The organism is Kitasatospora sp. NPDC043950 (assembly GCF_056435345.1).
In genome coordinates this window covers 48163-71174 of sequence record NZ_JBWKER010000032.1, presented here as the reverse complement: position 1 = coordinate 71174, position 23012 = coordinate 48163, and the positions used below count along the sequence as shown (strand labels likewise).

At 71.4% G+C, this 23012-nt stretch carries 11 protein-coding genes; 5 read left to right on the top strand and 6 right to left on the bottom strand.

What is annotated here, in order from left to right:
• Positions 1–104 precede the first annotated feature (104 nt).
• Positions 105–749: a hypothetical protein gene (locus AC07BF_RS22105; protein ID WP_363581161.1), complete on the bottom strand. Its 645-nt coding sequence runs from the start codon at positions 747–749 to the stop codon at positions 105–107.
• 362 nt (positions 750–1111) lie between these two features.
• On the opposite strand from AC07BF_RS22105, the gene AC07BF_RS22100 reads away from it, so the two are divergent.
• Both AC07BF_RS22100 and AC07BF_RS22095 read left to right on the top strand, forming a co-directional pair.
• Positions 1112–3214, top strand: a complete 2103-nt coding sequence (locus AC07BF_RS22100; RefSeq protein WP_363630823.1) for a polyprenyl synthetase family protein — start codon at positions 1112–1114, stop codon at positions 3212–3214.
• A 171-nt stretch (positions 3215–3385) separates the two neighbouring features.
• Positions 3386–4603 (top strand): cytochrome P450, encoded by a 1218-nt coding sequence (locus AC07BF_RS22095; protein ID WP_478333799.1) that lies wholly within the window; start codon positions 3386–3388, stop codon positions 4601–4603.
• Between the two features lie 11 nt (positions 4604–4614).
• Here AC07BF_RS22095 and AC07BF_RS22090 read toward each other — a convergent pair whose 3' ends face one another.
• Complete coding sequence (locus AC07BF_RS22090; protein ID WP_478333798.1) at positions 4615–12348, bottom strand: SDR family NAD(P)-dependent oxidoreductase; 7734 nt, start codon at positions 12346–12348, stop codon at positions 4615–4617.
• Between the two features lie 390 nt (positions 12349–12738).
• On the opposite strand from AC07BF_RS22090, the gene AC07BF_RS22085 reads away from it, so the two are divergent.
• A complete protein-coding gene (locus AC07BF_RS22085; protein WP_400989145.1) occupies positions 12739–13842 on the top strand; it encodes an SDR family oxidoreductase in 1104 nt (367 codons plus the stop codon).
• A gap of 148 nt (positions 13843–13990) precedes the next feature.
• Here the strand turns inward: AC07BF_RS22085 and AC07BF_RS22080 are convergent, their stop codons facing one another.
• Entirely contained in the window at positions 13991–14227 is a 237-nt protein-coding gene (locus AC07BF_RS22080) for a transposase (RefSeq protein WP_400989143.1), read from the bottom strand.
• 199 nt (positions 14228–14426) lie between these two features.
• Here AC07BF_RS22080 and AC07BF_RS22075 point away from each other — a divergent pair, with 199 nt between their 5' ends.
• Positions 14427–15131, top strand: a complete 705-nt coding sequence (locus AC07BF_RS22075) for a TetR/AcrR family transcriptional regulator (protein WP_380560896.1) — start codon at positions 14427–14429, stop codon at positions 15129–15131.
• Positions 15132–15348: 217 nt separating this feature from the next.
• Here the strand turns inward: AC07BF_RS22075 and AC07BF_RS22070 are convergent, their stop codons facing one another.
• From AC07BF_RS22070 to mgtA, 3 genes are all read right to left on the bottom strand, one after another.
• Complete coding sequence (locus tag AC07BF_RS22070) at positions 15349–16986, bottom strand: amidohydrolase (protein ID WP_478333797.1); 1638 nt, start codon at positions 16984–16986, stop codon at positions 15349–15351.
• Between the two features lie 36 nt (positions 16987–17022).
• Positions 17023–18441 carry an APC family permease gene (locus AC07BF_RS22065; protein WP_363581308.1) on the bottom strand — a complete coding sequence of 473 codons (1419 nt, stop codon included), beginning with the start codon at positions 18439–18441 and terminating at the stop codon, positions 17023–17025.
• A gap of 442 nt (positions 18442–18883) precedes the next feature.
• The gene (gene mgtA / locus AC07BF_RS22060) at positions 18884–21514 is read right to left on the bottom strand and encodes a magnesium-translocating P-type ATPase (RefSeq protein WP_478333796.1); all 2631 of its coding nucleotides are present in this window, start codon (positions 21512–21514) and stop codon (positions 18884–18886) included.
• A gap of 539 nt (positions 21515–22053) precedes the next feature.
• On the opposite strand from mgtA, the gene AC07BF_RS22055 reads away from it, so the two are divergent.
• The gene (locus AC07BF_RS22055) at positions 22054–22770 is read left to right on the top strand and encodes a VIT1/CCC1 transporter family protein (protein ID WP_363581181.1); all 717 of its coding nucleotides are present in this window, start codon (positions 22054–22056) and stop codon (positions 22768–22770) included.
• The last annotated feature ends 242 nt before the right edge of the window (positions 22771–23012 follow it).

Below are 23012 nucleotides of genomic sequence, written 5' to 3'. Positions count from 1 at the left end.
TGGTGGTCCTCTTTTTTTTCCACGCGCCGGACGCCCCCCCCCCCTCCCCCCCTCCCCCTCCCCCCCCCCCCCCCCCCCCCCCCCCCCCCGCGGCGCCTTCGTGCTCAGAGCAAGGCGTGGGCCTCGCCGCCGATCACGCCGGTCATGGCGGTGACCGGTGAGGCATTGGTGCAGGCTCCGGTGAGGGACTGCACCGTCTGCGAGAGGGAGACCGAGTCGCCCACGTCCCTGCCGGCGGTGACCTGGGTCCCGTCGGAGTCGTCGGTGATCTGGGTGCCCATCGGTTTGGTGGAGTCGATGGCGACTGTGTCGTGCACGTCCACCGTGCTGGTCGTCCCGTCGCTCCAGGTGACTTTGTTGGTGCGGGTCAGCGGGAACGTGCCGCTGCAACCCAGGACGCTGGTGCCGGTTCCGACGGTGAAGGACACGGGGTGGGCGGTTCCGGCGGACCCGTCGGGCGAGGCGCAGTTCTGGAAGGTGCCCGCGCCGGTGACCGTCTGGGTGGTGGGGGTAGGGGTGATGCCCGGCGAGAAATGGAGGGTGTAAGTCGCCTTGCAGGTCTCGTCCTCCGCTCCGATCAGCACCCGGTGCGCAGGCGTATGCGACTGGGCCCGGGCCTGCCAGGCAGCGCCGACCCCGACCGTCAGCAGGAGGGCGACGGACCCGATCCTGAGCAGGCGTGAGCGCTGGCCGCCGACGGGGGGCTCGGCTTTCGGGCCCTCCGGGGCCGGCCGCTTCTCGAAAACCATGGCTCTTCCTTCCGAGGCTCGGCAGGCCCGCTGGCCCACCGCTCTCAGAGAGTATCCATTCCATTACTTTCTGTTTTGATTCGGCGCTCGGGCGGGTCGACCCAAGTCCTGTGGGTGGTCGTCGCGGTGGCTGTCACCCGGGGGAGGTCGGCCATCGGGGTGATGTCTGCGGGCCCGCTTGCCGAACCTGTCCCCGGGAAGCCCAGGGCGACCTAGGGTGCGGCGTGGCAGAACCTTGATACGTGTGCGGAGTCGAGCTGAACATGGGCAGGCTTGTGGAGGTTCCCGTTACCACGACCGCCACCGGCGGGAACAGGCGGGCGGACGCGGAGCCGGCGCCACGGTGGGCGGACCGGTGGCGCGTGCGTGCCCTGGTACGGACACCGCAGGGGGACCAGTACGCCTTCGAGGTCACGTTCGTCCGCAGCGGCGAACCGCAGGTGCCCGGACCCGTCCGCACCACGCTTTCGTGCGGCACGACCGACATCACCGGCCGTGCCTTCGCCCGCAGTTCGTGGCTGGACGGCCCTGCCCTGCGGGCCTGCCGGACGGCGCTCGCTCACGACACCTCGGTGGACCGGCGGGTGCGGGCCGCGTTCGACGACGCACTGGCGACGGGTGTGCCGACCCTGCCGGACCGGCTGTTCAGCCATCCGGTCACCACGGCACCGGACGGGAAGCTCGACTTCGGCCCCGTCGGCGCGTTCGAATCCCCGGCGGAGGGATCCTGGCGTCTCCGACTCGCGGACGAAGCACAAGGGCTCGACGTGCTTCTGGAGTTCCTCCCCTGTTTCGACGGGCAGAGGTGGCGCGGTTCGGGCGTGGTCGCGACGTTCACCGGGCGCGACGGTAGCCCGACCACCGCCACCGGCACCGCCTGGTACGAGGAGCCCAGTGATGAATCCCTCGGGCCAGGGGCGGCTGCTGACACGGCGGGGAACGAGCTGTCCCTCTACCTGGACAACGGCTGGCACCTGGACCTGGACAGCTGCTCGGTCGCGGACGGGCCGGGGCCCCATCAGCGGTTCCTGCGCGCGACCGCGCCGGACGGGCGGCTCGGTGTACACACCTGCACGGTCAGCACGGAGGAGACCTGGACATCGTTGGCGACCCTCAACGTCTACCCCGTCCGGTGGCGGTTGAGGGTTCCGGATCTGGCGCTGGACCTGACGGTGCAGGCGCGTGTACCCGAGCAGGAGTCGCGGTCGCTGCTCACGGGCGTGGGCTGGCGCGGTCATGCGACAGTGCACGGCTCACTGGGTCACCGGCCGGTCGGCGGGGACGCCTTCGCGGTGACCGAGCCGGACGGCGGCCTGGTCAACCTGGAGCGTCACATGAGCAGCATCGGCCGGGTGGTCCGGGAGGAGATCCGGGCCCTGTACCCCGATGCCTGCGACCGCGCGTCCGTGCACTCCATGGCGGGCCTGCGCGGCGGCGAATCCCTGGACGACAGCTGTCGACGGGATCTGGCGGCGGCCCTCTCGGCGCCGGTGCGTCACCTCTCCGACGTCGGAGGGAAGACCTGGCGGCCGTACAGCGCCGCCGCCGTCCTGGAGATGTTCGGCACCGGCGCCGACCGCTACCGGCCGTTGCTCGCCGCCATCGAGCTGTTGCACATCGGCTCCCTGATCATCGACGACGTCCAGGACAGCTCGCCACTGCGACGGGGGCGGCCCGCAGCCCACACGGTGTACGGCCAGGCTCTCGCGATCAACGCCGGTACCGCCGCCTACTTCGCCTTCGACCGGGTGCTGCGCGACACTGTTGCGGACGACCCCGAGCTGCGTCTGCGGATCTACGAGGTCTATCTGCGGGGGCTTCGAGCCGGCCACGCCGGGCAGGCGCTGGACATCGCCGGGCATACCGCGGCGATGGACCACGCGGTCGACTCCGGTGACCCGACCCTCCTGCTCGAACGCCTGCGCACCACTCATCGCCTCAAGTCCGGCATCCCCGCCCGAGGCACGTGCGAGATCGCGGCCCTGCTGGCCGGAGCCGACCGGGACCAGATCCGCGCCACCGGCGACTACTTCGAAGCGATGGGGCTCGCCTACCAGATCAGCGACGACGTGGCCGACCTGTACGGCGTCACCACGGCAGCCGACCGGGCCCACGGCCGCGCAGCCAAACGAGCCTGCGACGACCTCCATCAGGGGAAGGTCACCATGCCGCTTGCCCACGCCGTGGGCCTGATGCCGCCGAGCGCCCTGCGCGCGCTGTGGGCGGGAGTCCGTGGCGGCGCCACAGACTCCCGGTCGATCGAAGCGGCCAGCCGCGCCCTGCGGGACTGCGGGGCGGTAGCGGCCTGCGAGAACGAAGCCGAACAGCTGGTCGAACTGGCCTGGAACGCGAACGCACGGCACTGGCCGCACACCCAGCACAAGGTCATGCTACGCGCGGTCGGCTGGTATGCCGCCCGACGCGAGCCCGACCGCGCGGTGCCGTTCCAGGGGCGAGTGATCTGAGTGATGAGTCCGCTTCGCTGTCCTGTGTCCAGTCCGACGCCGGACACAGCCCTCCGGCCCGTACCCGGCCGCCACGGGCGCGCGGGTTCATGGCGGGGCATCCCGGGGAACTCCGGCTTCCCGTTCCTCGGGCAGTCCCTCGCCTTCAGAAGCGACCCGGTCGGCTGGGGGATGAAGCGTTACCGGCGCTATGGGCCGGTGTCCCGTGCCACCATCGTCGGCAACCGGGCCGTCTTCCTGGCCGGTCCCGAAGCCGTGGCGCCGGTACTGGCCAACCACGACCGGGTGTTCGCCAGCGGCCCTGGCTGGAACCCGGTGGTCGGCTCGCTGCTCCCGGACGCACTGTCCTCGATGGACGCGGCTGAACACCTGTACTGGCGGCGGATCATTCAGAGCGCCTTCAGCCGCGACAGCGTGCGCGGCCACGTGGAGAACTCGGCCGCATTCACCAGAGCTCAGACCGACACCTGGCAGACCGGCGACGGGTTCCGACTGCAGTCCGCCCTGGAACGGCTCATGGTGGGCCTCTCGCTCCAGGAGTTCACCAGCACGTGCGAGATCGGGAGGCTGGAAGAACTCAACGAAGGGTTCAAGGCCATCAGCAAGGCCGCTGTGTCACCCCTGCGCATCCCTCTGCCGGGGAGTCTGTGGGCCCGTGCCGCCAAACAGCGGGCGACACTGGAGACGTACTTCGGGGAGATGATCACGGCCAAGCAGGGCACCAGCGGCGATCTGCTCGCCCGCCTCGCCACGCTGCCCGAAGCCGCCCACGGCGGCCGGAGCCTCGCCAACTTCCTCGTCGCTTTCTTGATCGCCTCCTACGGCACGACGGCCAACACGCTTGCCTCCGCCTGCTACTTCCTGGCCAGGCACCCCGAGTGGCAGGACCGGGTCCGCGCCGAGTGCCTGTCGGCCGGGACCCCGGAACTCGGCCTCGCGCCGACGGACCGGCTCAAGGACCTCGACCGGGTGCTCAAGGAGACACTCCGTCTGCTGCCACCGGTCTTCATCATCCCGCGGGCAGCGACGCGGGACACCGAGATCCTCGGGCACCGCATTCCAGCCGGCACGTTCGTGGCGGCGCAGATCATGCTCACCCAGCGGCTGCCCGAGATCTGGCCGGACCCCGACCGTTTCGCCCCTGACCGTTTCGATCCGGCAGGCCGCACCACCGGTCGGCAACGCGACCTTCTGATGCCTTACGGCAACGGCGTGCACAAGTGCATCGGCCTTCACCTCGCCGAGGGGCAGATGAGGACCATCATGTATCACCTGTTGACGACGTTCCGGTGGAGCATCCGGGAAGACCGCGAACGGGCCTTCGACTTCTCCGTCCTGCACTGCTTCGCGGACGGGCTCCCGGTACGACTGGATCGGCTTCCCGGATAGCAGGCGGGTCATCAGGTGTTGGTGACCGCGCCGTTGGGAGCTGCGGCGGGCGGCTGCTGCGGGAAGGGCAGGGCTGCGAGTACGGGCGCGTTGGTACTGGGCTGTGCCTCTCGGGGCACCGGCGCGGTCACAGCGGTGAAGTCGGCGGCCGAACCGTCCGGGGCGGGGCCAAGACCCAGCCGCAGCTGCACGAGCTGGGCGATGTCCGCGATCGTCGCGTTGCCACGCAGAAGTTCCATGGGCGGGATGTCCACGCCGTAGCGCTGCTGGAGCGAGATCAGTAGCTCGGCCGCCATCAGCGAGTCCAGGCCGTACGCGTCGAGCCGACGATGGGGGTCGAACTGTTCGGGGTCCATCTGAAGTACTGCGCCCAGTAGCTCGGTCAGGTTCTTGGTCAGGAAGACCAGCGGCTGCTCGCCGGCCAGTCCGCGGATGAGCTCCGTACGGCTGACGCCGTCCTGATCGTCGCAGGCGGGGGCCAGCCCCGTCATTCGCGGGCTGGTCGCCAGCTTCAGGATCGCGCCGGCCTTGGCCCAGTTGTAGCGGCCCACGCCCGCGACGACGGCGCGGGCGTCGAGAAGTCGTTCTGCGGCGGTGAACGCCTCGGTCGGGCGGACCTGTTCGATGCCGAGACTGCTGAGGGCCTCGGTCAGGTTGTTGCGGGTGACGTAGCCGGTCTCGCTGATGGCTCCCCAGGCGATCGCGAGCCCGCTGCGTCCTTCCTGTCGTCGTCTGCGGACCAGGGCTTCGAGGTAGAGGTTGGCCGCGGCGTACGTGCTCTGCCTGAGGTTGCCGACCATGGCGCTGCCGGAGGAGTAGAGCAGGAACAGGTCGCAGTCGCGGTCCCGGGTCAGTGCGTCCAGGACGGCGGCCCCGCCGATCTTGGGCTTCAGCACGGCGGCGATGCGCTGCTCGTCGAGGTCCACGAGCGCGTCGTCGTCCAGGTGCATCGCGCAGTGGACCACGCCGCGCAGCGGGTGACCGTCGGCATCGATCGCGGCCACCACGGCCCGCATGGTCTCCGGGTCAGTCGTGTCGGCGGCGAAGGCGGTTGCGGTGACCCCGCGATCGGCAAGGGCGGACAGGATGGCGCCGGCCTCCGGGCTGTCCGTACCCCGGCGTCCGACCAGGGCCAGGTGCCGGGCGCCGAGGCCGGCCAGCCAGCCGACGGTGGCTGCACCGAAGCCGCCCAGCCCACCGGACACCAGGTAGGTGGCCTGGGGGTCGAGCGTGGGCGTGCGCGTGATCCGCTCGACCGCCGGGGGTTCGTCCAGGGGGCTGAAGGTGACGACGACCTTGCCGATGTGCCGGGAGTGCTGGATGAGCCGGAAGGCGTCGGCGACCCGGGCGGCGGGGAATGCGGCATGTGGTAGCGGGTGGCACCGCCCCTCGCGCAGCAGCCGGCCGACCTCGGCGACGACCAGGTCGATCTCCCGGGGAACATCGAGGATCGCGTTGAGGTCCACCCCGAAGAAGGCGATGTTGTTGCCGAAAGGGCGCAGCAGCAGCGGTTTGTTCTCGTGGATGTCGCGTTTGCCCAGTTCGAGGAACCGGCCGCCCGGGCGCAGCAGTTCCAGGCTGCGGGTGATCGCCTCGCCCGCGAGTGAGTTGAGAACGATGTCCACGCCCCGGTGCGCGGTGATCTGGAGGACCTGGTCGGTGAAGTCGAGGCTGCGCGAGTCCAGCACGTGGTCGATGCCCAGCGCGTGGAGATAGGCGCGTTTGAGGTCGCTGCCGGCGGTGGCGATCACCGTGGCGCCGTGTGCCCTGGCGTACTGGACGGCCGCCAGCCCGACTCCGCCGGCGGCCCCGTGCACCAGGACCGTTTCGCCCGGTTGGATCCGGGCCAGGCGGAACAGGCTGTAGACGACGGTCGCGAGGGCCACGGGCGTGGTGGCGGCCTCGTCATAGCTGAGGCCCGCCGGGATGGGCCACAGGTGCGAAGCGCGGGCCACGGTGTGCGAGGACAGCGAGGCAGCCGCCATGCCGGCGACCCGGTCACCCGGCCGCAGGCCGGTCACTCCGGAGCCGCAGGCTGTCACGACGCCGGCGCATTCGAGGCCGAGACCGCTCTCGGACGGCGTTCCCTCGATGACCGCCGCCGGAAGCAGGCCGGTGACCTGCATCAGGTCGCGGTAGTTCAGCGTGGCGGCCCGCACCTCGATGACGACCTCGCCGGGCCCCGGTTGCGGGCGTCGGACCTCCTCCCAGGACAGGTTGTAGGAGAGGCCGGGGTTGCGCGACCTCAGCGCGAACGGGACCGCTTCCCGCGTCGGCCCGGCCACTGGTCGGTGCTGCTCGCGCGGGACGAACCGGCCGCCCGCGGTCAGCACGACCTCGTCCTCGGTGCCGGGACCGAGTAGTTCGCGGGCCAGCCGTCGCGCGTCGGAGACCGGGTCGGCGCCGGGCTCCAGGCAGATGCGGCGTCCGTCCAGGTCCGGGTGCTCGTTGGCCAGGCAGCGCGCCACGCCCCACGCGGCGGCGTGGACGGGATCCGTGATCCGCGCCAGGGCGGGCACGGCGCCGCTCGTGCGGGTCACCAGCCACAGCCGGGCACCGACCTCGCGCGGCAGACGTGCGCAGGCGGCCGTGACCACGCGCAGCAACTCCGTGTGCCTGGTTGCCTGGACGACCTGGTCCGCAGGGTCGTTCTGCGACGAGGGTTCGTTGTGCGGCGAGCCGCCGAGGAGGAGTGCGATGTCGACGGAGTCGATCACTGGAGTGCTGAGGCCGGTCTCGGGCGGGGCGGTCGCGGCGGACAGGGCCCGGTCCCAGGCGGATGGTTCGGCTTCGGCCCGGATGACGCGCACGGTTGCTGCGTCCGCAGCGGTCAGCGTGTCGGCCAGGGCGTGGACCAAGGGGTCCTGGCCCACGGTCTCGGACGCGATGACGAACACCGCTCCCGCCGGCGCGGTGGGCAGTGCGGGCGGTGCCGCCGACTCGGGCGTAGGGGCACCGGCGAGCAGGACGCTCCGGTGGTCGCGGGTGGGCTTGCGGTCATGGCCGGTCTGCACGATGTCGCGGTAGCCGCACCGCTCCAGCAGGGCGGGCCACTGCTCGCGCGACAGCAGCGGGAAGTCGGGCCGCAGCTCGGTGTCGGTACCGGTGTGAAAGCTGTCCGGGGTACCGAGGGAAAGGGCGAGCATCTCCGGGTCGTGCGACTCGCCGATCAGCAGCTGGCCGCCCGGGGCGAGCAGGGCGGCCACCCTGTGCAGTGCCGCGGTCAGGTCTTTGGCCATGTACAGGGAGTCGACCGCCACCACCACGTCGAATCCCTGCTGCGGATAGCCCTGCCCGAGCGGGTCCGCATCCAGGTCCAGCACCCGGTAGTCGACGAAGTCGTAAGCAGCGAAGCGCTTCTGGGCACGCGGGAAGAGGAGCGGGGAGACATCGGTGAAGCAGTAGCGGGTCCGTTGCGCGGGCAGCAGCGGAAGCAGCGCCGCCGTGGTGCCCCCGGTACCGGCCCCGATCTCCAAGACCCGCAGCGGACGGTCGACCGGCCAGTCGCGCAGCATCTCGCGCAGCAGTGCCTGGGTGAGGCGATTGTGGAAGCGGGAGACCGGGGCGGTGTCGTGGAGTTGCTCCAAGGCTTTGGCCACGGGCTCGGAGCCCAGCAGCTCCACGGGATCCGTGCGGCCGCGCAGCACTTGCTCGAGGTGGGCCCATCGGTGGGTTCCGAGCGCGGTCTCGGTGACGAACGCGGGTAGCTCGGTGGCGATCTGTCGGACCAGCTGATCGACGGGGAACTCAGCTGCCGTCAACCGCCACCGGCCGTCCGGTTCGCAAACCAGCACCCCGTGCCGGACGAACAGGGGGATCAGCAGGGAGACCAGGCGACGGAAGCGCGGTTGCATTCCGGCTGCCACGAGATCGTCCAGTTCGAAGGGCGCGGACGGCTCGGGCAGTACGGCGGCCAGCGTGGTGCCGATGCTGCGCGCGCTGCATTCCTTGAACAGTGGGACGAACCTCTCATGCCCAAACCGCCGCCAGTCGGATCGCAGCTCGGCGATCCGGTCGGCCGCCGCCTGTTGCACGGTCCGCGGGGGTGGCAGGGGGGACGGTTCGCAGGGAAGGTCGCTGTGCGGGGCGGCGCGCAGCACCGTGTGGTAGACGGCAATGCCTGCGCGCGCGGTGACTGCCAGACGGCGCAGCCGACAGCCGTCGAGTTCGGCGGTGACGACGCCGTCCTGGTCGGTGAGCGTGATGTCCCAGCAGACCTCCTCGGTGGTCCGGGTGCGTTCGCGTACCCGGACGACACCGGTTTCGGGCAGAGTGCCCCAGAGACGCACCGCCCCGATCGAGACCGGAAGACATGCGTGCCCGTCGGTCACCAGCCCCGCCAGCAGCGGGGCGCCTGCCTGCAGCGCGCCGTCCAGCAGAGCGGGATGTGCGGTGTAGGGATCGCCCGGTGTGCTGTGGTGGTAGGTGGCGAGGACTTCGCCTTCACCCACGCGCAGTTCGCGCAGTACCTGGAAGCCGGGACCGTAGGCCAATCCCGCCGCCGCGCACGCCGTGTAGTGTTCGTCGGCCGACGTCAACCGTGGGCAGCGTTCCCGTACCGTGTTGAGATCAAGGGATTCGGGGCAGTCCCGCAGCAAGGCGCGAACCCTCGCGCGGGCGTGCGGGCGCGCTGCGTCGGCCGCGCGGCCGGGGCCGTGGTTGGTGCTCGTGATGCTCACCGTCCCGTCGTCCGGGGAGAGGCTCAGCTGCACGCGGACACTGGACGGGTCTGCCCAGGGGATCACCAAAGCGTGGCTGAGATCGAGATGCTCGACCTCCACCGGGCCGGCGCAGACCGCCCGCCCGGCCGCCAGCGCCATCTCCACGAAGCCGGTGGCCGGCATCACCACCGATCCGGCCACTCTGTGGTCGCCCAGCCAGGGCAGCAGTACCGGTTCGATGGGGCCCTGCCACACCGGCAGCGGGGCAGGCAGTCGCTCGCCCAGCAGCGGATGGCGCAGCACGCCGTCGCCGCTGCTGCTGATCCAGGACTCCCGGGTGCCCTCCCAGTGGCGTTCGCGCTGCCAGGGGTACGCGGGAAGGCCGGTGACCTGGCCCGGGCGGGGGAAGTACCGACCCCAGTCGATGTCCGCTCCGGCGGCGAGCAGCGCTGCGTGGGTGGTGGCGAGCTGCGTGGCTCCGTCCCCGTCACGGCGCAGTGTTCCCAGCACCGTGACGGCGGTTCGGGGGCGCGTGGCGGCGATACGCCGCAGGTAGGTCTGCAACACCGGGTGGGGGCCGATCTCCAGCAGGATGTCGCCCCCGTCGTCGAGTGCCTGCTCCACTGCCGCGCTGAACCTGACCGGCCGACGCACGTTTTGCCACCAGTACGCCGCGTCCAGGTCAGTACCCCCGGCCCTGGCGCCGGTGACGGTGGAGTGCAGTGCGACGGCGGCGGGGGAGGGCGCCAGCGCGGCCAGCGCGGCGCCCAGGGGCTCGGCCAGACTGTCCATGGAGCTGCTGTGGAAGGCGTAGTCCAGGTCGAGTTCACGGAAGAACACCGCCTGCCCGGTCAGCTGCCTTCCGAGGTCGGCCAGCGCCTGCGGGTCGCCTGCGATGGTGACGTCCTGCGGACTGTTGACACCCGCGATCTCCAGCCTGCCGCCGAACGAGGAGAGTCGCTCGGCCGCGCGCTCCGCCGACAGCCCGACCGCCGCCATCCTGCCGCCGCCACGGGTGGCGCCCTGCAACCGGCTGCGTTCGGCGATCACCAGCGCGGCCTGGGCCAGGGTGAGCGCCCCGGCGCAGTGTGCCGCGGCTACCTCGCCGACGCTGTGCCCCAGCACCATCGCCGGCTCGATGCCTCGCTCGCGCAACACAGCCGCCAAGGCGACCTGGAGCGTGAAGAGCAGTGGTTGTGCGCGCTCGGTCAGGTCCAGGCACCACTGCTCGGGCGGCGCGGCCAATGCCTCGGCCGCCGACCAGCCCAGAAGGGGGGCCAGTGCTGCGTCCACCCGGTTCACCGTCTCGCGAAAGATCGAGTCGCCCGCCAGGAGGTCGGTACCCATCCCGGCCCACTGCGACCCGTTGCCGCAGAAGACGAACACCACCCGGCCACGCTCCACCGCCTTGGCACTCGCGCCGGCCGCAGGTGCTCCCGCCCCGCGCTCCCACCCGCCGACGGCTGCGGCGCCACCCGAGTGCGTCACACCATCAGCCTTTTGCTGAAGGGATGTTGATGCTTCGTCAGTAGTGGCAAGAGCGGTGAACCCGCGTTCCGCGTCCCCCGTGGAGTGGGCGAGCACCACCGCGCGGTGCTCGTGCTTGCCGCGGCGCCTGCACGAGGTGTAGGCGATGTCGTAGAACTCCCGTGGCGCGGCGCTGGCCAGCCGGGCCGTCATCCGGCGCACCGCCTCGGCCAGAGCCGGTTCCGTGCGCGCCGAGACCAGCACCGGCAGGCCCTCGGGCGGTGCCGTGGACGCGCCGGGCGGCAGGACGGGGGGAGCGGAGGCGAGCACGGTGTGCGCGTTCGCACCGCCGAACCCGAAGGAGTTCACCCCCACCACCAGACGCCCATCGGTGGGCAGCGCCCGGTTGCGGACCTCGATCCGCAGGCCTAGCCCCGCGAAGTCCACGTCGGGATGCGGCTGCTCGCAGTGCAGCGTGGCGGGCACAGCCCGGTGTTTGAGCACCAGCAGCGCCTTGCACAGGCCCGCCAGTCCGGATGCGGGCTCCAGGTGTCCCAGGTTGCTCTTGACCGAGCCGATGCCGAGGTCGCCGGTGATGCGCCGGATCCCCAGGGCGCGGCCGATGGCCCGGGCCTCCAGCGGGTCCCCGACCGGGGTGCCGGTGCCGTGCGCCTCGAAGTACACCAACTCGTCGGGGTCGACGCCCGCCTCGGCGTAGATCCGACGCAGCAACTCCTCCTGGGCCTGGGGATTGGGCAGGGCCAGACCCATCGTCCTGCCGTCGCAGTTGGTGGCACTGCCAAGGATGACGCCGTGCAGGCGGTCCCCGTCGGCCAGCGCATCGTCCAGCCGCTTGAGAAGCACCACCACGCCGCCCTCAGCGCGCACAAAACCGTCGGCCTGGGCCGAGAACGAAGCGCACCTGCCACGGGCCGACAGCATGGACGCCTGTGAGAACCCGACGTAGTGGAAAGGGGAGAGCAGCACATTCACCCCTCCGCACACCGCGACCCGGCTGGTGCCCGACCACAGACTCCGGCATGCCTGGTCGAGGGCGACCAGCGAGGACGAGCAAGCGGTGTCCACCGCCATGCTCGGACCACGCAGATCGAAAGTGTAGGAGAGGCGGTTGGCAGCGATGGAGCTGGCACTGCCCGACATCGTGTAGGCGTTGACCGTGCGCGGCGACAACAACTGCAAAGTGCCGTACGACATGTCGGAGATGCCGACGTAGACGGCGGTGTCCGATCCGGCCAGCGTCTCGGGGGCCACGGCGGCGTCGTCCAGGGCCTCGGCCGCCAGTTCCATCAGCAGCCGGTGCTGCGGATCGACCTGTGCCGCCTCCTTGGGTGAGACGCCGAAGTAGGCGGCGTCGAAGCCGGCGACATCGTCGAGGAAACCGCCGACCGCCGTGTAGCTCTTGCCGACGCGCGGCATCGAGGGGTCGACGAAGCGGCTGGTCTCGAAGCGGTCCTCAGGCACCGACCCGATCAGGTCCCGGCCCTGTTCCAGCGCATTCCACAGTTCGTCCAGGCCGTTGATGCCCCCCGGCAGGCGGCAGGCCGCCCCGACGATGGCGACGGCCTGCCGGTCTGCGCGTTCCCGGTCCCGATGCATGTGAGCCCTTCTCATCCATGCCTGGGGTGGCGAGTTCTCCAGTCGGTCGCCCTCATGCGGGCGAAGCACTCACGGTATTTGATCGACAGCACAAAGTCACGGATGGGGCGTGGGTGTGACGCGCGACCACATCGGAGTGCGCACCGCGCCCGCGTTGCCGGAGCAAGCTCGTTCGAGTGAAGACCATGTCGATCTCGCAAGGTCAGGATGTGGGCGAACGACCATGACCTGACTGCGGGTTCGGGCAGCGGCCCCGTCTGGTCTCGGCCGAAACGGAGGCAGCGGAGGCAGCGGATCGTACTCGCGGAGACCACTGGGCCGTAGGGTGGCGTCGCCGCAACACGCTCAGCCCGTCCCGACAGCGGCGGTTCTGAACCCTGGGAGCCATCCTTGTCCATCCTGTTCACCGGTGCCACCGGATTCCTGGGATGCCGCGTCCTGCGGCGGTTGCTCGACGAGGGGAACGGGGCAGTGATCACGATCCTGGGACGCGCGGATACCCTGACACTGCGTCAACGCGTCGAGGCGGCGGTTCTTGCGGCGGAACCCGATCCACCGCCCGCCGGCTCCCTGGGCCGCCTGCGCTACGTCGAGGGCGACCTCACCAAGCCCAGTTTGGGGCTCGGCCGCCGCGAGATCGCTGCGGCAGCCGACGGGCTCACCTCGATCTGGCACTGCGCGGGCCTGCTCGCCCTCGTGGGTGATCCGGCTCCGCTGTTCAGGACCAACATCCTCGGGACCCGTGGCCTGCTGGAGCTGGCAGACCAGGCCCCCCAGGCGCACTTGTTCCACACCAGCACTGCCTACGTGGCCGGGCGGCGGAGCAGTGGCCACATCCTGGAGGACGACCTGAGCGAGGAGGCAGGCTTCCAGACCTACTACGAGGAAAGCAAATTCAACGGTGAGCGCCTGGTCCGCAGGTGGGCCGCACACACCGGCCGCTCGGTCACCATCATGCGTCCGAGCCTTCTCGTACTGGACCAGGTGATCCCCGATGGGCTGCCGAACCAGACCCTGGGGATCCTCGCTCGCCTGATCGACGTGAGCCTGGGCGCCGACGCCCAGGCACGGCCGGGCGGCGACGGCGCACTGCGTGTCCGAATCCGGAGCAACCCCGAGGACTCCCTCAACATGCTCCAAGTCGACTACGCCGCACACGCCATGGTGCGCGTCGCGGCCCACCGGCCGACGGGCCTGCGCACCGTGCACGTCACCCACCCGCAGAACACTTCCATGAGTGTCTTCCTGCGTGCGTTCGAACTCGCCTATCCGGGCCTGGCCGTGGAGACAGTTCCAGCCCTGCACGCGCCAATCCCGGCGGAGGTCCTGGCAGCCACCCAAATCGCCCAGGTTTCCTCCTTCATGACGCAGAGCCGGACCTACGGCCGAGCCAACCTGCTGGCGACAGTGGGCGATCTGCCCGATCCCGCCCCCGTCGACAGCGCCTACCTCGCCCGTGGCATGCGAAGGGCCGGGTCCGTGGTCGGGGTCTGATTCACCGAGTCCAGCGCGCAGCCTCACTGGACATCAGCAACGGCTTGGTCCAAGGAAGTACTCGGCATCCGAGGCTCCGATCTCAGGAGCGCGCATTTGCTCCGGGTACAGCGGACCGCCAGTGGTCCGGTTGTGACAGAGCCGAGCATCAGAGTCTGGGAGGACTCGGACACTCAGCTCGTCGGGGACTACCAGGTGACGATGACGTACCCGTGGCCGCCCGCGACCCCCGTCGCTCCGCCATCACCGGCGGGACCCAGGACCGCAAGGCCTCCTTGTGGATGCCGAGATCGCGAGCCACATGGGCGACGGGGCGGCCGGTCGAGCGGACCTCGCGCACGGCGCGTTCACGGAGTTCATCGGGGTACTTGCGTGGTGCTGGCACTGCTCGTGGTTCTCCTTGCGCCTGGATCGTAACAAACCCAGATATCAGGGACTCCAAGAAGGCCGGAGCAGCTCAGTCGGAGGTGCCGGGGCAACCGGAGGGCGGCGGCCAGGACGCAGTCGGCGTGCTCGCGCCGGACCGGGCGGAAATGCGGGCCTTCCCTGGCCTAAGTCAAGCCTGTTGACCTACGCTGCCAGGCATGAGCGAACGGGTAGTCCCCGAGCCCCGGCGGCAGCGTCGGCGGCCCACCAAGCAAGGCGTCATCCTGTCGAGGGAACTGATCGTCGACACCGCGTTGCGGCTCATCGAGCAACACGGCGCCGACGCGCTCACCGTACGGCGGCTCGGTACCGCGCTCGGCGCCGATCCGAGCGCTGTCTACCGCTACTTCCGCAGCACCGACGACCTGCTGCTCGCCGTCGCCGACGAGCTCATCGGCCGCGCCCAGCACGGTTGGCAGGCCACTGGTGACTGGCGCGCCGACCTGCGTGCCATCGGCCTGCGAATCCACGCCGCCTACCAGGCCCACCCCCAGGCCGCGCTGCTCGCCGCCCACCGCACCACCGGCCGAACCTACGAGATCGCCGCCGTCGAGGCCATCCTCGGCGTCCTGCGCGGGGCGGGCTTCCCCGACCGCGAGGCCGTCCGGATCTACCACGCCTTCGTCGACCAGAGCCTCGGCTTCGCCGCGCTCGACGCCGCCGCCCTCGCCCTGCCCGCCGCTGCCCAGGCCGCCGACCTGGAGGTCTGGCAGGCCTCCTACGCCCGGCTCGACGCCACCACGCACCCGCACATCGCCGCCACCGCCCGCCTCCTCACCAGCGACATGCGCCGCAGCGGCTATCCCTACGCCCTCGACCTCCTCCTCGACGCCGCCGAGGCCCGCCTCCCGGCCACGGGCTGAGCGCGGGCGACGGGCTGAGTGCGGGCGACGGACTGAGCGCTGCCGGATCCGAAGCGGCCCTCGGAACCGGGCCGATCGCTCCTGGCCGCGTCGGCGACCGTCACGGTGCCGACGCAGCCCTGGGGCCTACGCGTTCCTGGGTACGTTTCATCACTTCGTGCGGGGGATCCTGGCAGTGCCCTGAGACCGCCGGGGCACCGACTCACCCCCGGGCGGCTCAGTCCGCCGCGTGGACGAGCCGGCCGCCGACGTAGGTGCGCAGGACGCGGGCGTCGGCGATCTCCTCGGCGGGGGCGGTGAAGAGGTCGCGGTCCAGGACGACGAGGTCGGCGAGGTGGCCCGTCGTGAGGGTGCCGGCGTCGTCATGGCCGTTGACGTGGGCGGTTCCGGCCGTGTACGCGGCGAGGGCGGAGGCCAGGTCGAGGCGCTGCTCGGGGAGGAAGACCCGGCCGTCGGTGGCCCCCGGCTCGCTCCGGTTGACGGCCACGTGGATGCCGGCGAGCGGGTCCGGGCTGCTCACCGGCCAGTCGCTGCCGGCCGCCAGGGTGGCGCCCGCGCGCTGGAGGGCGCCGAAGGGGTACTGCCAGGCGGCGCGCTCCGGGCCGAGGAACGGGATCGTCAGCTCGTCCATCTGAGGCTCGTGCGCGGCCCAGAGCGGCTGGATGTTGGCGATCGCGCCGAGCCGGGCGAAGCGGTCGAGGTCATCCGGGTGAACCACCTGGAGGTGGGCGAGGTGGTGGCGGGTGTCGCGTCGCCCGTTGGCGGCGCGGGCCGCCTCGACCGCGTCCAGCGCCTCGCGGACGGCCCGGTCGCCGAGGGCGTGGAAGTGCACCTGGAAGCCGAGCGCGTCCAGCTCGGTGACGTACCCGCGCAGCGCGGCCGGGTCGACGAAGCTGAGGCCGGAGTTGGCGGTGGCGCAGCCGCAGCCGTCCAGGTACGGGCTGGTCATTGCGGCGGTGAAGTTCTCGGCGATGCCGTCCTGCATGATCTTCACCGAGCCGGCCCGGAACCGCCCGTGGCTCAACCCTGCACGCCGCCCGACCAGTTCGGGGATCTGCTCGGCCCCTCGGTCGCGGTCCCACCAGAGCGCGCCGGTCACCCGGGCGGTCAGCGCGCCGGAGCGCGCGGCGGCCAGGTAGGCGTCGGACGGATCCGGCTGGCCGTTGAACTCGCCGAGCAGCGCGTCCTGCCAGCCGGTGATGCCGAGCGAGTGCAGCAGCCGCTGGGCGCGCAGCAGCCCGTCCAGCCGGTCGGCGGCGGTGGAGGGCGGGATCAGCCGGGCGACCAGGCCGGTGGCGCCCTCCTGGAGCGTGCCGCCCGGGGTGCCGTCCGGCTCGCGCTCGATCCGGCCGTCCGCCGGATCGGCGGTGTCCCGGGTGAGGCCGGCGAGCTCCAGGGCCCGGGTGTTGGCCCAGGCGCCGTGGTGGTCGCGGTTGGTCAGGTACACCGGGCGGTCCGGGACGACGGAGTCCAGCAGCTGCCGGGTCGGCAGCCCGCCCTCGAAGCTCTCCATCGACCAGCCGCTGCCGGTGATCCACGCCTGGCCGGGGTTGGCGTCGGCGTACGCGCGGATCCGCTCCAGGTAGTCGGCGACGCCGACCGTGCCGGTGAGGTCGCAGACCGCCAACTCGGTGCCGCCGAAGACCGCGTGGACGTGAGCGTCCTGGAATCCGGGCAGCAGCAGCTTGCCGGTGAGGTCCACGACCTCCGTCCCCGGCCCGATCAGCTCCCGGACCTCGTCGTGGCCGACGGCGGTGATCCGCTCGCCGGTCACGGCCAGGCTGGTCGCCCGGGTGCGGGCGGCGTCACCGGTGTGGACCGGGCCGCGGGTGAAGACCAGATCGGCCTCGGGCATGGGGGTGCTCCGTTCTCTCGTGGCTTCCACGGGCTGTCAGTCGGTGTCGGGCAGGAAGTAGGGCGAACGCCGCCGCCAGCGGGCCCAGGCGGCCGCAGGCAGTCCGGTGACGATCATCATCACCGTCACGGTCAGCTCGAACCACCCGTTGTCGGCGGCCAGTTCGAAGTGGTCGGCGGAGTCGTAGAACGACCAGGCGAGATAGCCGCCGACGGCGAGCAGCGCGGCCGCGCCCAGCAGCGGGCCGACCACCGCGCGCAGTCCCTCCAACGGGTCGCTGCGCAGCAGGTGCCGGAACCGGACGGCCGCCGCGACGGCCGTCAGCGCGTAGTACAGCGCGACGATGATGCCGATCGCGTTGACGGAGGCGGAGATCAGGTCGTTGACGGTGGGGATGGCGATCGAGGCCAGCGCGAGGGCCATCGCGATGCCGGTGATCAGGAGCGTGCCGACGGCGGGCGTCGTGTGCTTCGGGTGCAGCCGGGTCCAGACCGGGCCGAGCACGCCGTCGCGCCCCATCGCGTACATTCCGCGCGCCGTCGGGATCACGGACGACTGCAGGGAGGCCACCGCGGAGAACATGAGCGCGATCAACGGCAGGGCGGCCAGCGGCTGGTGGGCGAGCGTCGTGCCGAAGTAGGCGAGCCCGTGCGCGCCGTTGTCGGCCAACTCGTCGATCGGCAGCACCCGTTGGAAGGCCGTGCCGGCGAGCAGGAAGAGCAGCAGCATCACCACCAGGGCGAGCATGCCGCCCCGCGAGGCGTCCCGGGGGCTGCGCACCTCCTCGCCGACGCTGAACACCGACTCGAAGCCCCAGTAGCAGAACACCGCCAGCACCATGCCCTGGGCGAGCGCGTCGAAGGACGGGATGTCGAACGGGTTGAACCACTGCAGCGAGAACGGCTGGTCGCCGGCGAACAGCCCGTAGCCGCAGAAGCCGAGCAGCACCGCGTACTCGAACACCAGCAGCGCCTTCTGCAGCCGGGCGGCCAGGTCCAGGCCGCGCACCGCCACCAGCGCCGCGCCGACCAGGACCACCAGGCCGAGCAGGGTGCACTGGACGGTCGAGTCGGCGTCGAGGCGGAGGCCCGCGACGCTGCGCACGTGGGCCAGGTCGAGGAGCTGGATGATGGAGGACCCGGTGACCGTGGTGGTGTAGGCCATGAAGACCACGGTGCCGACGGTGTTCACCCAGCCGGTGAGGAAGCCCAGCCAGGGGTTGAGTATTCGGCCCACCCAGCGATAGCTGCTGCCGGCGTCCGGCTCGACGGCGTTCAGTCGCCCGTACCCGCCCGCGATGGCGAGCACGGGCAGGAAGGCCAGCAGCATGATCGCGGGCAGGTGCAGGCCGACGACTCCGGCCATCAGGCCCAGGCCGATGCCGATGCTGCTGGTGGCCGCCGTACTGGAGGCGGCGATCGTCGCCCCGTCCAGCAGGCCGATGGACTTGTGCATGGTGACGTGGGGGCTGCTCGCGTCCGGTCTCGGAGCGTTGCCCGTGGCCTTCACCGTCGGTGTCAACGGATCACCGCCTTGCTCGTGTGGGGGAGGGGTGCGAGACATGAAACCGGTGGCGCCCTTACACGTCAATGCTGTTGTCATAAGAGCTGGGGCGTGGGAGTGGGAGTGGGGCGAGGCAGCCGCAGGGGCGGGTGCGGCGGGTGCGGCGGGTGAGGGGCGGAGACGGGCCCTCCCCTCACCGGGGAGCGGCGGCTGCCCCCATGCGCGCCCGAGGGCATCGATTCGCGGCTCGCCAGGTGAACGACCCTGCTGGTCGGGCTGGGTGCTGGAGCGTTCCGCGGACCCGGCCGGGTGGCAACTCGCCTGCGACGAAGAAGGTCGTCATCGAGCGGCTCCACGCGTGCTCGTCGATCCTCGACTCCGAGGGCCGGCAGTCCTACTGCGGCCGTCCCGGCGGCCGACTGCCCGCCGGCGGCGAGGACGGCGCGAAGCGCTGCGCGACGTTGCGCGGGGAAGCGGGTCGTGGCGTGCCGGACGCGGCCGCGCGCCGGCGGGCCGCGGTGCTGAAGTACGCGGCGCGCCGCCGCAGGTGGCGCAGGGCGCCGTAGCGCGGCGGGGCCGGGACGGTGGTGGCGGCTGCGCCGTAGAAGAGGCGTTTGCCGACCTCGATCAGGACGAGGTAGGCGATGATCATGCCGACCAGGGTGGCGAAGAACGCCCCTGGTAGCGGCTGGAAGCCGAGGGTGTGGGCCAGTGGCGTGGCGGGCAGCAGGGTGCCGACGGTGACGACGCCGAGGGCCGACAGCGTCAGTGGCAGGCTGGGGTGACTGCGGAAGAACGGGATGCGCCGGGTGCGGATCGCGAAGATCACCAGGGTCTGGGTGGCCAGCGACTCCACGAACCAGCCCGAGCGGAACTGCGCCGGGCCGGAATGGAAGACCCAGAGCATGACGCCGAAGGTGATGAAGTCGAAGACCGAGCTGAGCGGGCCGAAGCAGATCATGAAGCGCCGGATGAAGGCGATGTCCCAGTGCGAGGGCTTGTGCAGCTGTTCCTCGTCCACGTTGTCGGTGGGGATGGCCAGTTGGCTGGTGTCGTAGAGCAGGTTGTTCAGCAGGATCTGCGAGGGCAGCATCGGCAGAAACGACAGGAACAGCGAGGCGCTGGCCGCGCTGAACATGTTGCCGAAGTTGCTGGAGGTGCCCATCAGCACGTACTTGATGGTGTTGGCGAAGATCCGCCGGCCTTCGGCCACGCCGTCGGCCAACACGTCCAGGTCCTTCTCCAGCAGGATCACGTCCGCGGCGTCCTTGGCGACGTCGGTGGCCGATTCGACGGAGATGCCCACGTCGGCCGCGTGCAGGGCCAGGGCGTCGTTGACGCCGTCGCCGAGGAACGAGACCCCACCGCCGCTGCGCCGCTGGGCGTGCACGATGCGGGCTTTGGCTTCGGGGCTGACCCGGGCGAAGACGGTGGTGCTCGTGATCGCCTCGGCCAGCCGGGTGTCGTCCAGGGCGTCCACCTCGGCGCCGGTCATGGCCTCGCCCCCACCCAGTCCGAGGTCGTGGCAGACCTTGGCGGCGACTGCGGCGTTGTCGCCGGTGACGACCTTCACGGAGATGCCTAGCGCGGCCAGCCTGCTGAGTGCGGCGGCCGCGTCCGGTTTGGGCGGGTCGAGGAAGACGAGCAGCCCGGCCAGCTGAAGACCGTTCTCGTCCGCCGGCCGGATCTGCCCCGATCCGGCGCCACCGGGCCGGGTGGCGACCGCGATCACCCGGTTGCCGGCGGCGAACTCCGCCGCCAGCGCGTCACGGGCTGCGGCGGGCACGTCGGCGCAGCGTTCCAGGATGCTTTCCGGAGCACCCTTGGTGACCAGGGTCGATACGCCGGCCGTGTCCCGCACGAGGACGGAGACCATGCGGCGCTCGTGGTCGAAGGGGAGCACCGCGAGCGAGGTGTAGCCCGCCAGCGCGGCCCGCTCGCCCGCGGCGGCGGGCGAGCGCCACAGGGCCTGGTCGAGCGGGTTCCCGCCCACGTCCTGCTCGTCCCGCGCCGCGTTCTCGGTGCACAGCAGCCCCCATCGCAGCACCGTGTCGGGACCGTCGGCGCCGACGGGCACGGCGCGCATGTAGTCGATCCGGCCGAGGGTGAGGGTGCCGGTCTTGTCGGTGAACAGGACGTCGACGTCGCCGAGGTCCTCGATGCAGACAAGCCGTTTGACCAGGACCTTGCGGCGGCTCATCCGCCGCGAGCCCGCGGCCAGGCTGGTGGAGACGACGGCGGGCAGCAGCTGCGGGGTGATGCCGACTGCGATGGCCAGCGAGAACAGCAGGGCATCGATGATCGGTTTGTGCAGCGCCACGTTGATCACGAAGATCGAGGTGGTCAGCGCGCCCGCGACGTAGACCAGCAGCAGGGAGAAGCGGCGCAGGCCGACCTGGAACTCGGTGTCGAGCTGGTGGGTGCCGAGCCCGGCGGCGATCTTGCCGAACTCGGTGCGGGCCCCGGTGGACACCACGACCCCCCGGGCGCCGCCGGTGCGCACCACCGTGCCCATCAGGGCGCAGCCGGACAGCTCGGCCAGCGGTGTCCCGGCCGGGACGGCGGCGGTGCCCTTGTCCACGGGCAGCGACTCGCCGGTCAGGAGCGACTCGTCGCACTCCAGTCCCGTGACCTCCAGCAGCCGCAGGTCGGCCGGGACGATGTCGCCCAGGTGCAGCTCGACCAGATCGCCGGGAACCAGCGCGGTGACATCCACCGACACCGCCCGTCCGTCGCGCACCGCCACCGTCGTGTGGCGGATCTGCGAGTGCAGCGCCTCGGCGGCCTTCTCGGCCCGGTACTCGTTGACGAAGCCCAGCCCCACGGACACCGCCACGATCACCCCGATGATCACGGCGTCACTGCGCTCGCCGACCAGGAACGATGCCACGGCGGCGCCCAACAGCAACCCGAGCAGTGGCGAGCGCAACTGGTGCCACAGCACGGGGAAGAACCGGGCCCGGTGCGAGGAGACCGCATTGGGCCCGAACCGGGCCCGGCGCCTGGCCGCTTCACCGGAGCTCAACCCCGCCTCGGCATTGACGTCGAGCCCGCGCAGAACCTGTTCCCCAAGCAGTGCCGCCGAGGCTGCCACCCCGTCCGCGGGCCCGGCCGACCGCACGGGAGCCGCGGCGCTCATCGCGGGTGGTCCCCGGTCCCGCCCGTCACCGTTCTCGGCATGCGACGGCACGCCGACGGGATGCGGGGGAGTGGTGCTGTGTCATACGGATCGCCGCCTCTGGGCACGTGCCACGCCCGGCGAGGGCACGGAGTCCGAACAGACCCGGGCGCGCTACGTTTCTCCAGGGTCGCATGGGTCGATCGCTTCTTCCCTCCGGTGCCTGGCTCGGCGCTCACCGGGACGCCTCCTCGGCGCGGCCTCTGGTGGCCGACGCGTCGCTGCGGGACCAGAGTGGAGCAGACGGGGTTCGCGAGGGTTCCCCGCACACGGGGCGGGCGATCCCGGAGCCCGGTGGGACCGTTCCGCCGACGGCGCGGTGCCGGCTCGCGTCGAGGCCGCGCCCGGGTCGGCCGGTGCCGCCGGCGCGGGAGGAGGTACCGACGGTGGCAGGACAGGCCGGCAAGCAGGACGAGCCGCACGGTCGTGCCCTGGGACGCCGTCTGAACTGGCTGCGGGCCGGGGTGCTCGGAGCCAACGACGGGGTCGTCTCCACGGCGGGCCTCGTGATCGGTGTGGCCGGTGCGACCACCTCCCACATCGCGCTGCTGACGGCCGGGCTGGCCGGGCTGCTGGCGGGATCGATGTCGATGGCGGTGGGCGAGTACGTTTCGGTCAGCAGCCAGCGGGACTCCGAACGGGCCGCGCTGCTGGTGGAGCAGGGTGAACTGGCGGAGGCGCCGGAGGCGGAACTGGACGAGTTGACCGGTCTCTACGAAGCCAAGGGGCTGCCTCCGGCACTGGCGCGGGATGTGGCCGAGCAACTGACCGAGAGAGACCCGCTGGCCGCGCACGCGGACGCGGAGCTGAAGCTCGATCCGGACGCCTTGACGAGCGCCTGGCAGGCGGCAGGAGCGAGCTTCGTGTCCTTCACCGCCGGCTCGCTGCTGCCTCTGCTGGTCATCCTGCTGCTGCCGGTGTCGTCCCGGGTCCCGGTCACGGCTGCTGCCGTCCTCGCGGCCCTCTGGGCCACCGGGGCTGTCAGCGCCCGCCTCGGAGGGGCGCCCCCCGGGCGGGCCATCCTGCGCAACGTTCTCGGCGGAGGGCTGGCGATGGCCGTCACCTACGGGGTGGGGGTGGCCCTCGGCGTTACCGGTGTCTGAAACGTTCCCGCATCCGGCGCCCCCGGCCCGGGCGAAGGCCCTGTTCCTGTCGGCGGCGTCCTTCGCACCGAGGGCGTGGGCGCAACCGCTGGCGTGGACAGCACCCACAAGCCGCGGGTAGCGTCGAAGCAGCGGGTCGGTCGTCGCCCCCCGGGCCCTCCGCCATCACGCCGACTCGCAGTGGCCCCGCTCGCAGCCGGGCAGGGCCCGGTGAGTGGCGGACACCGTGGTCACGTCGGACA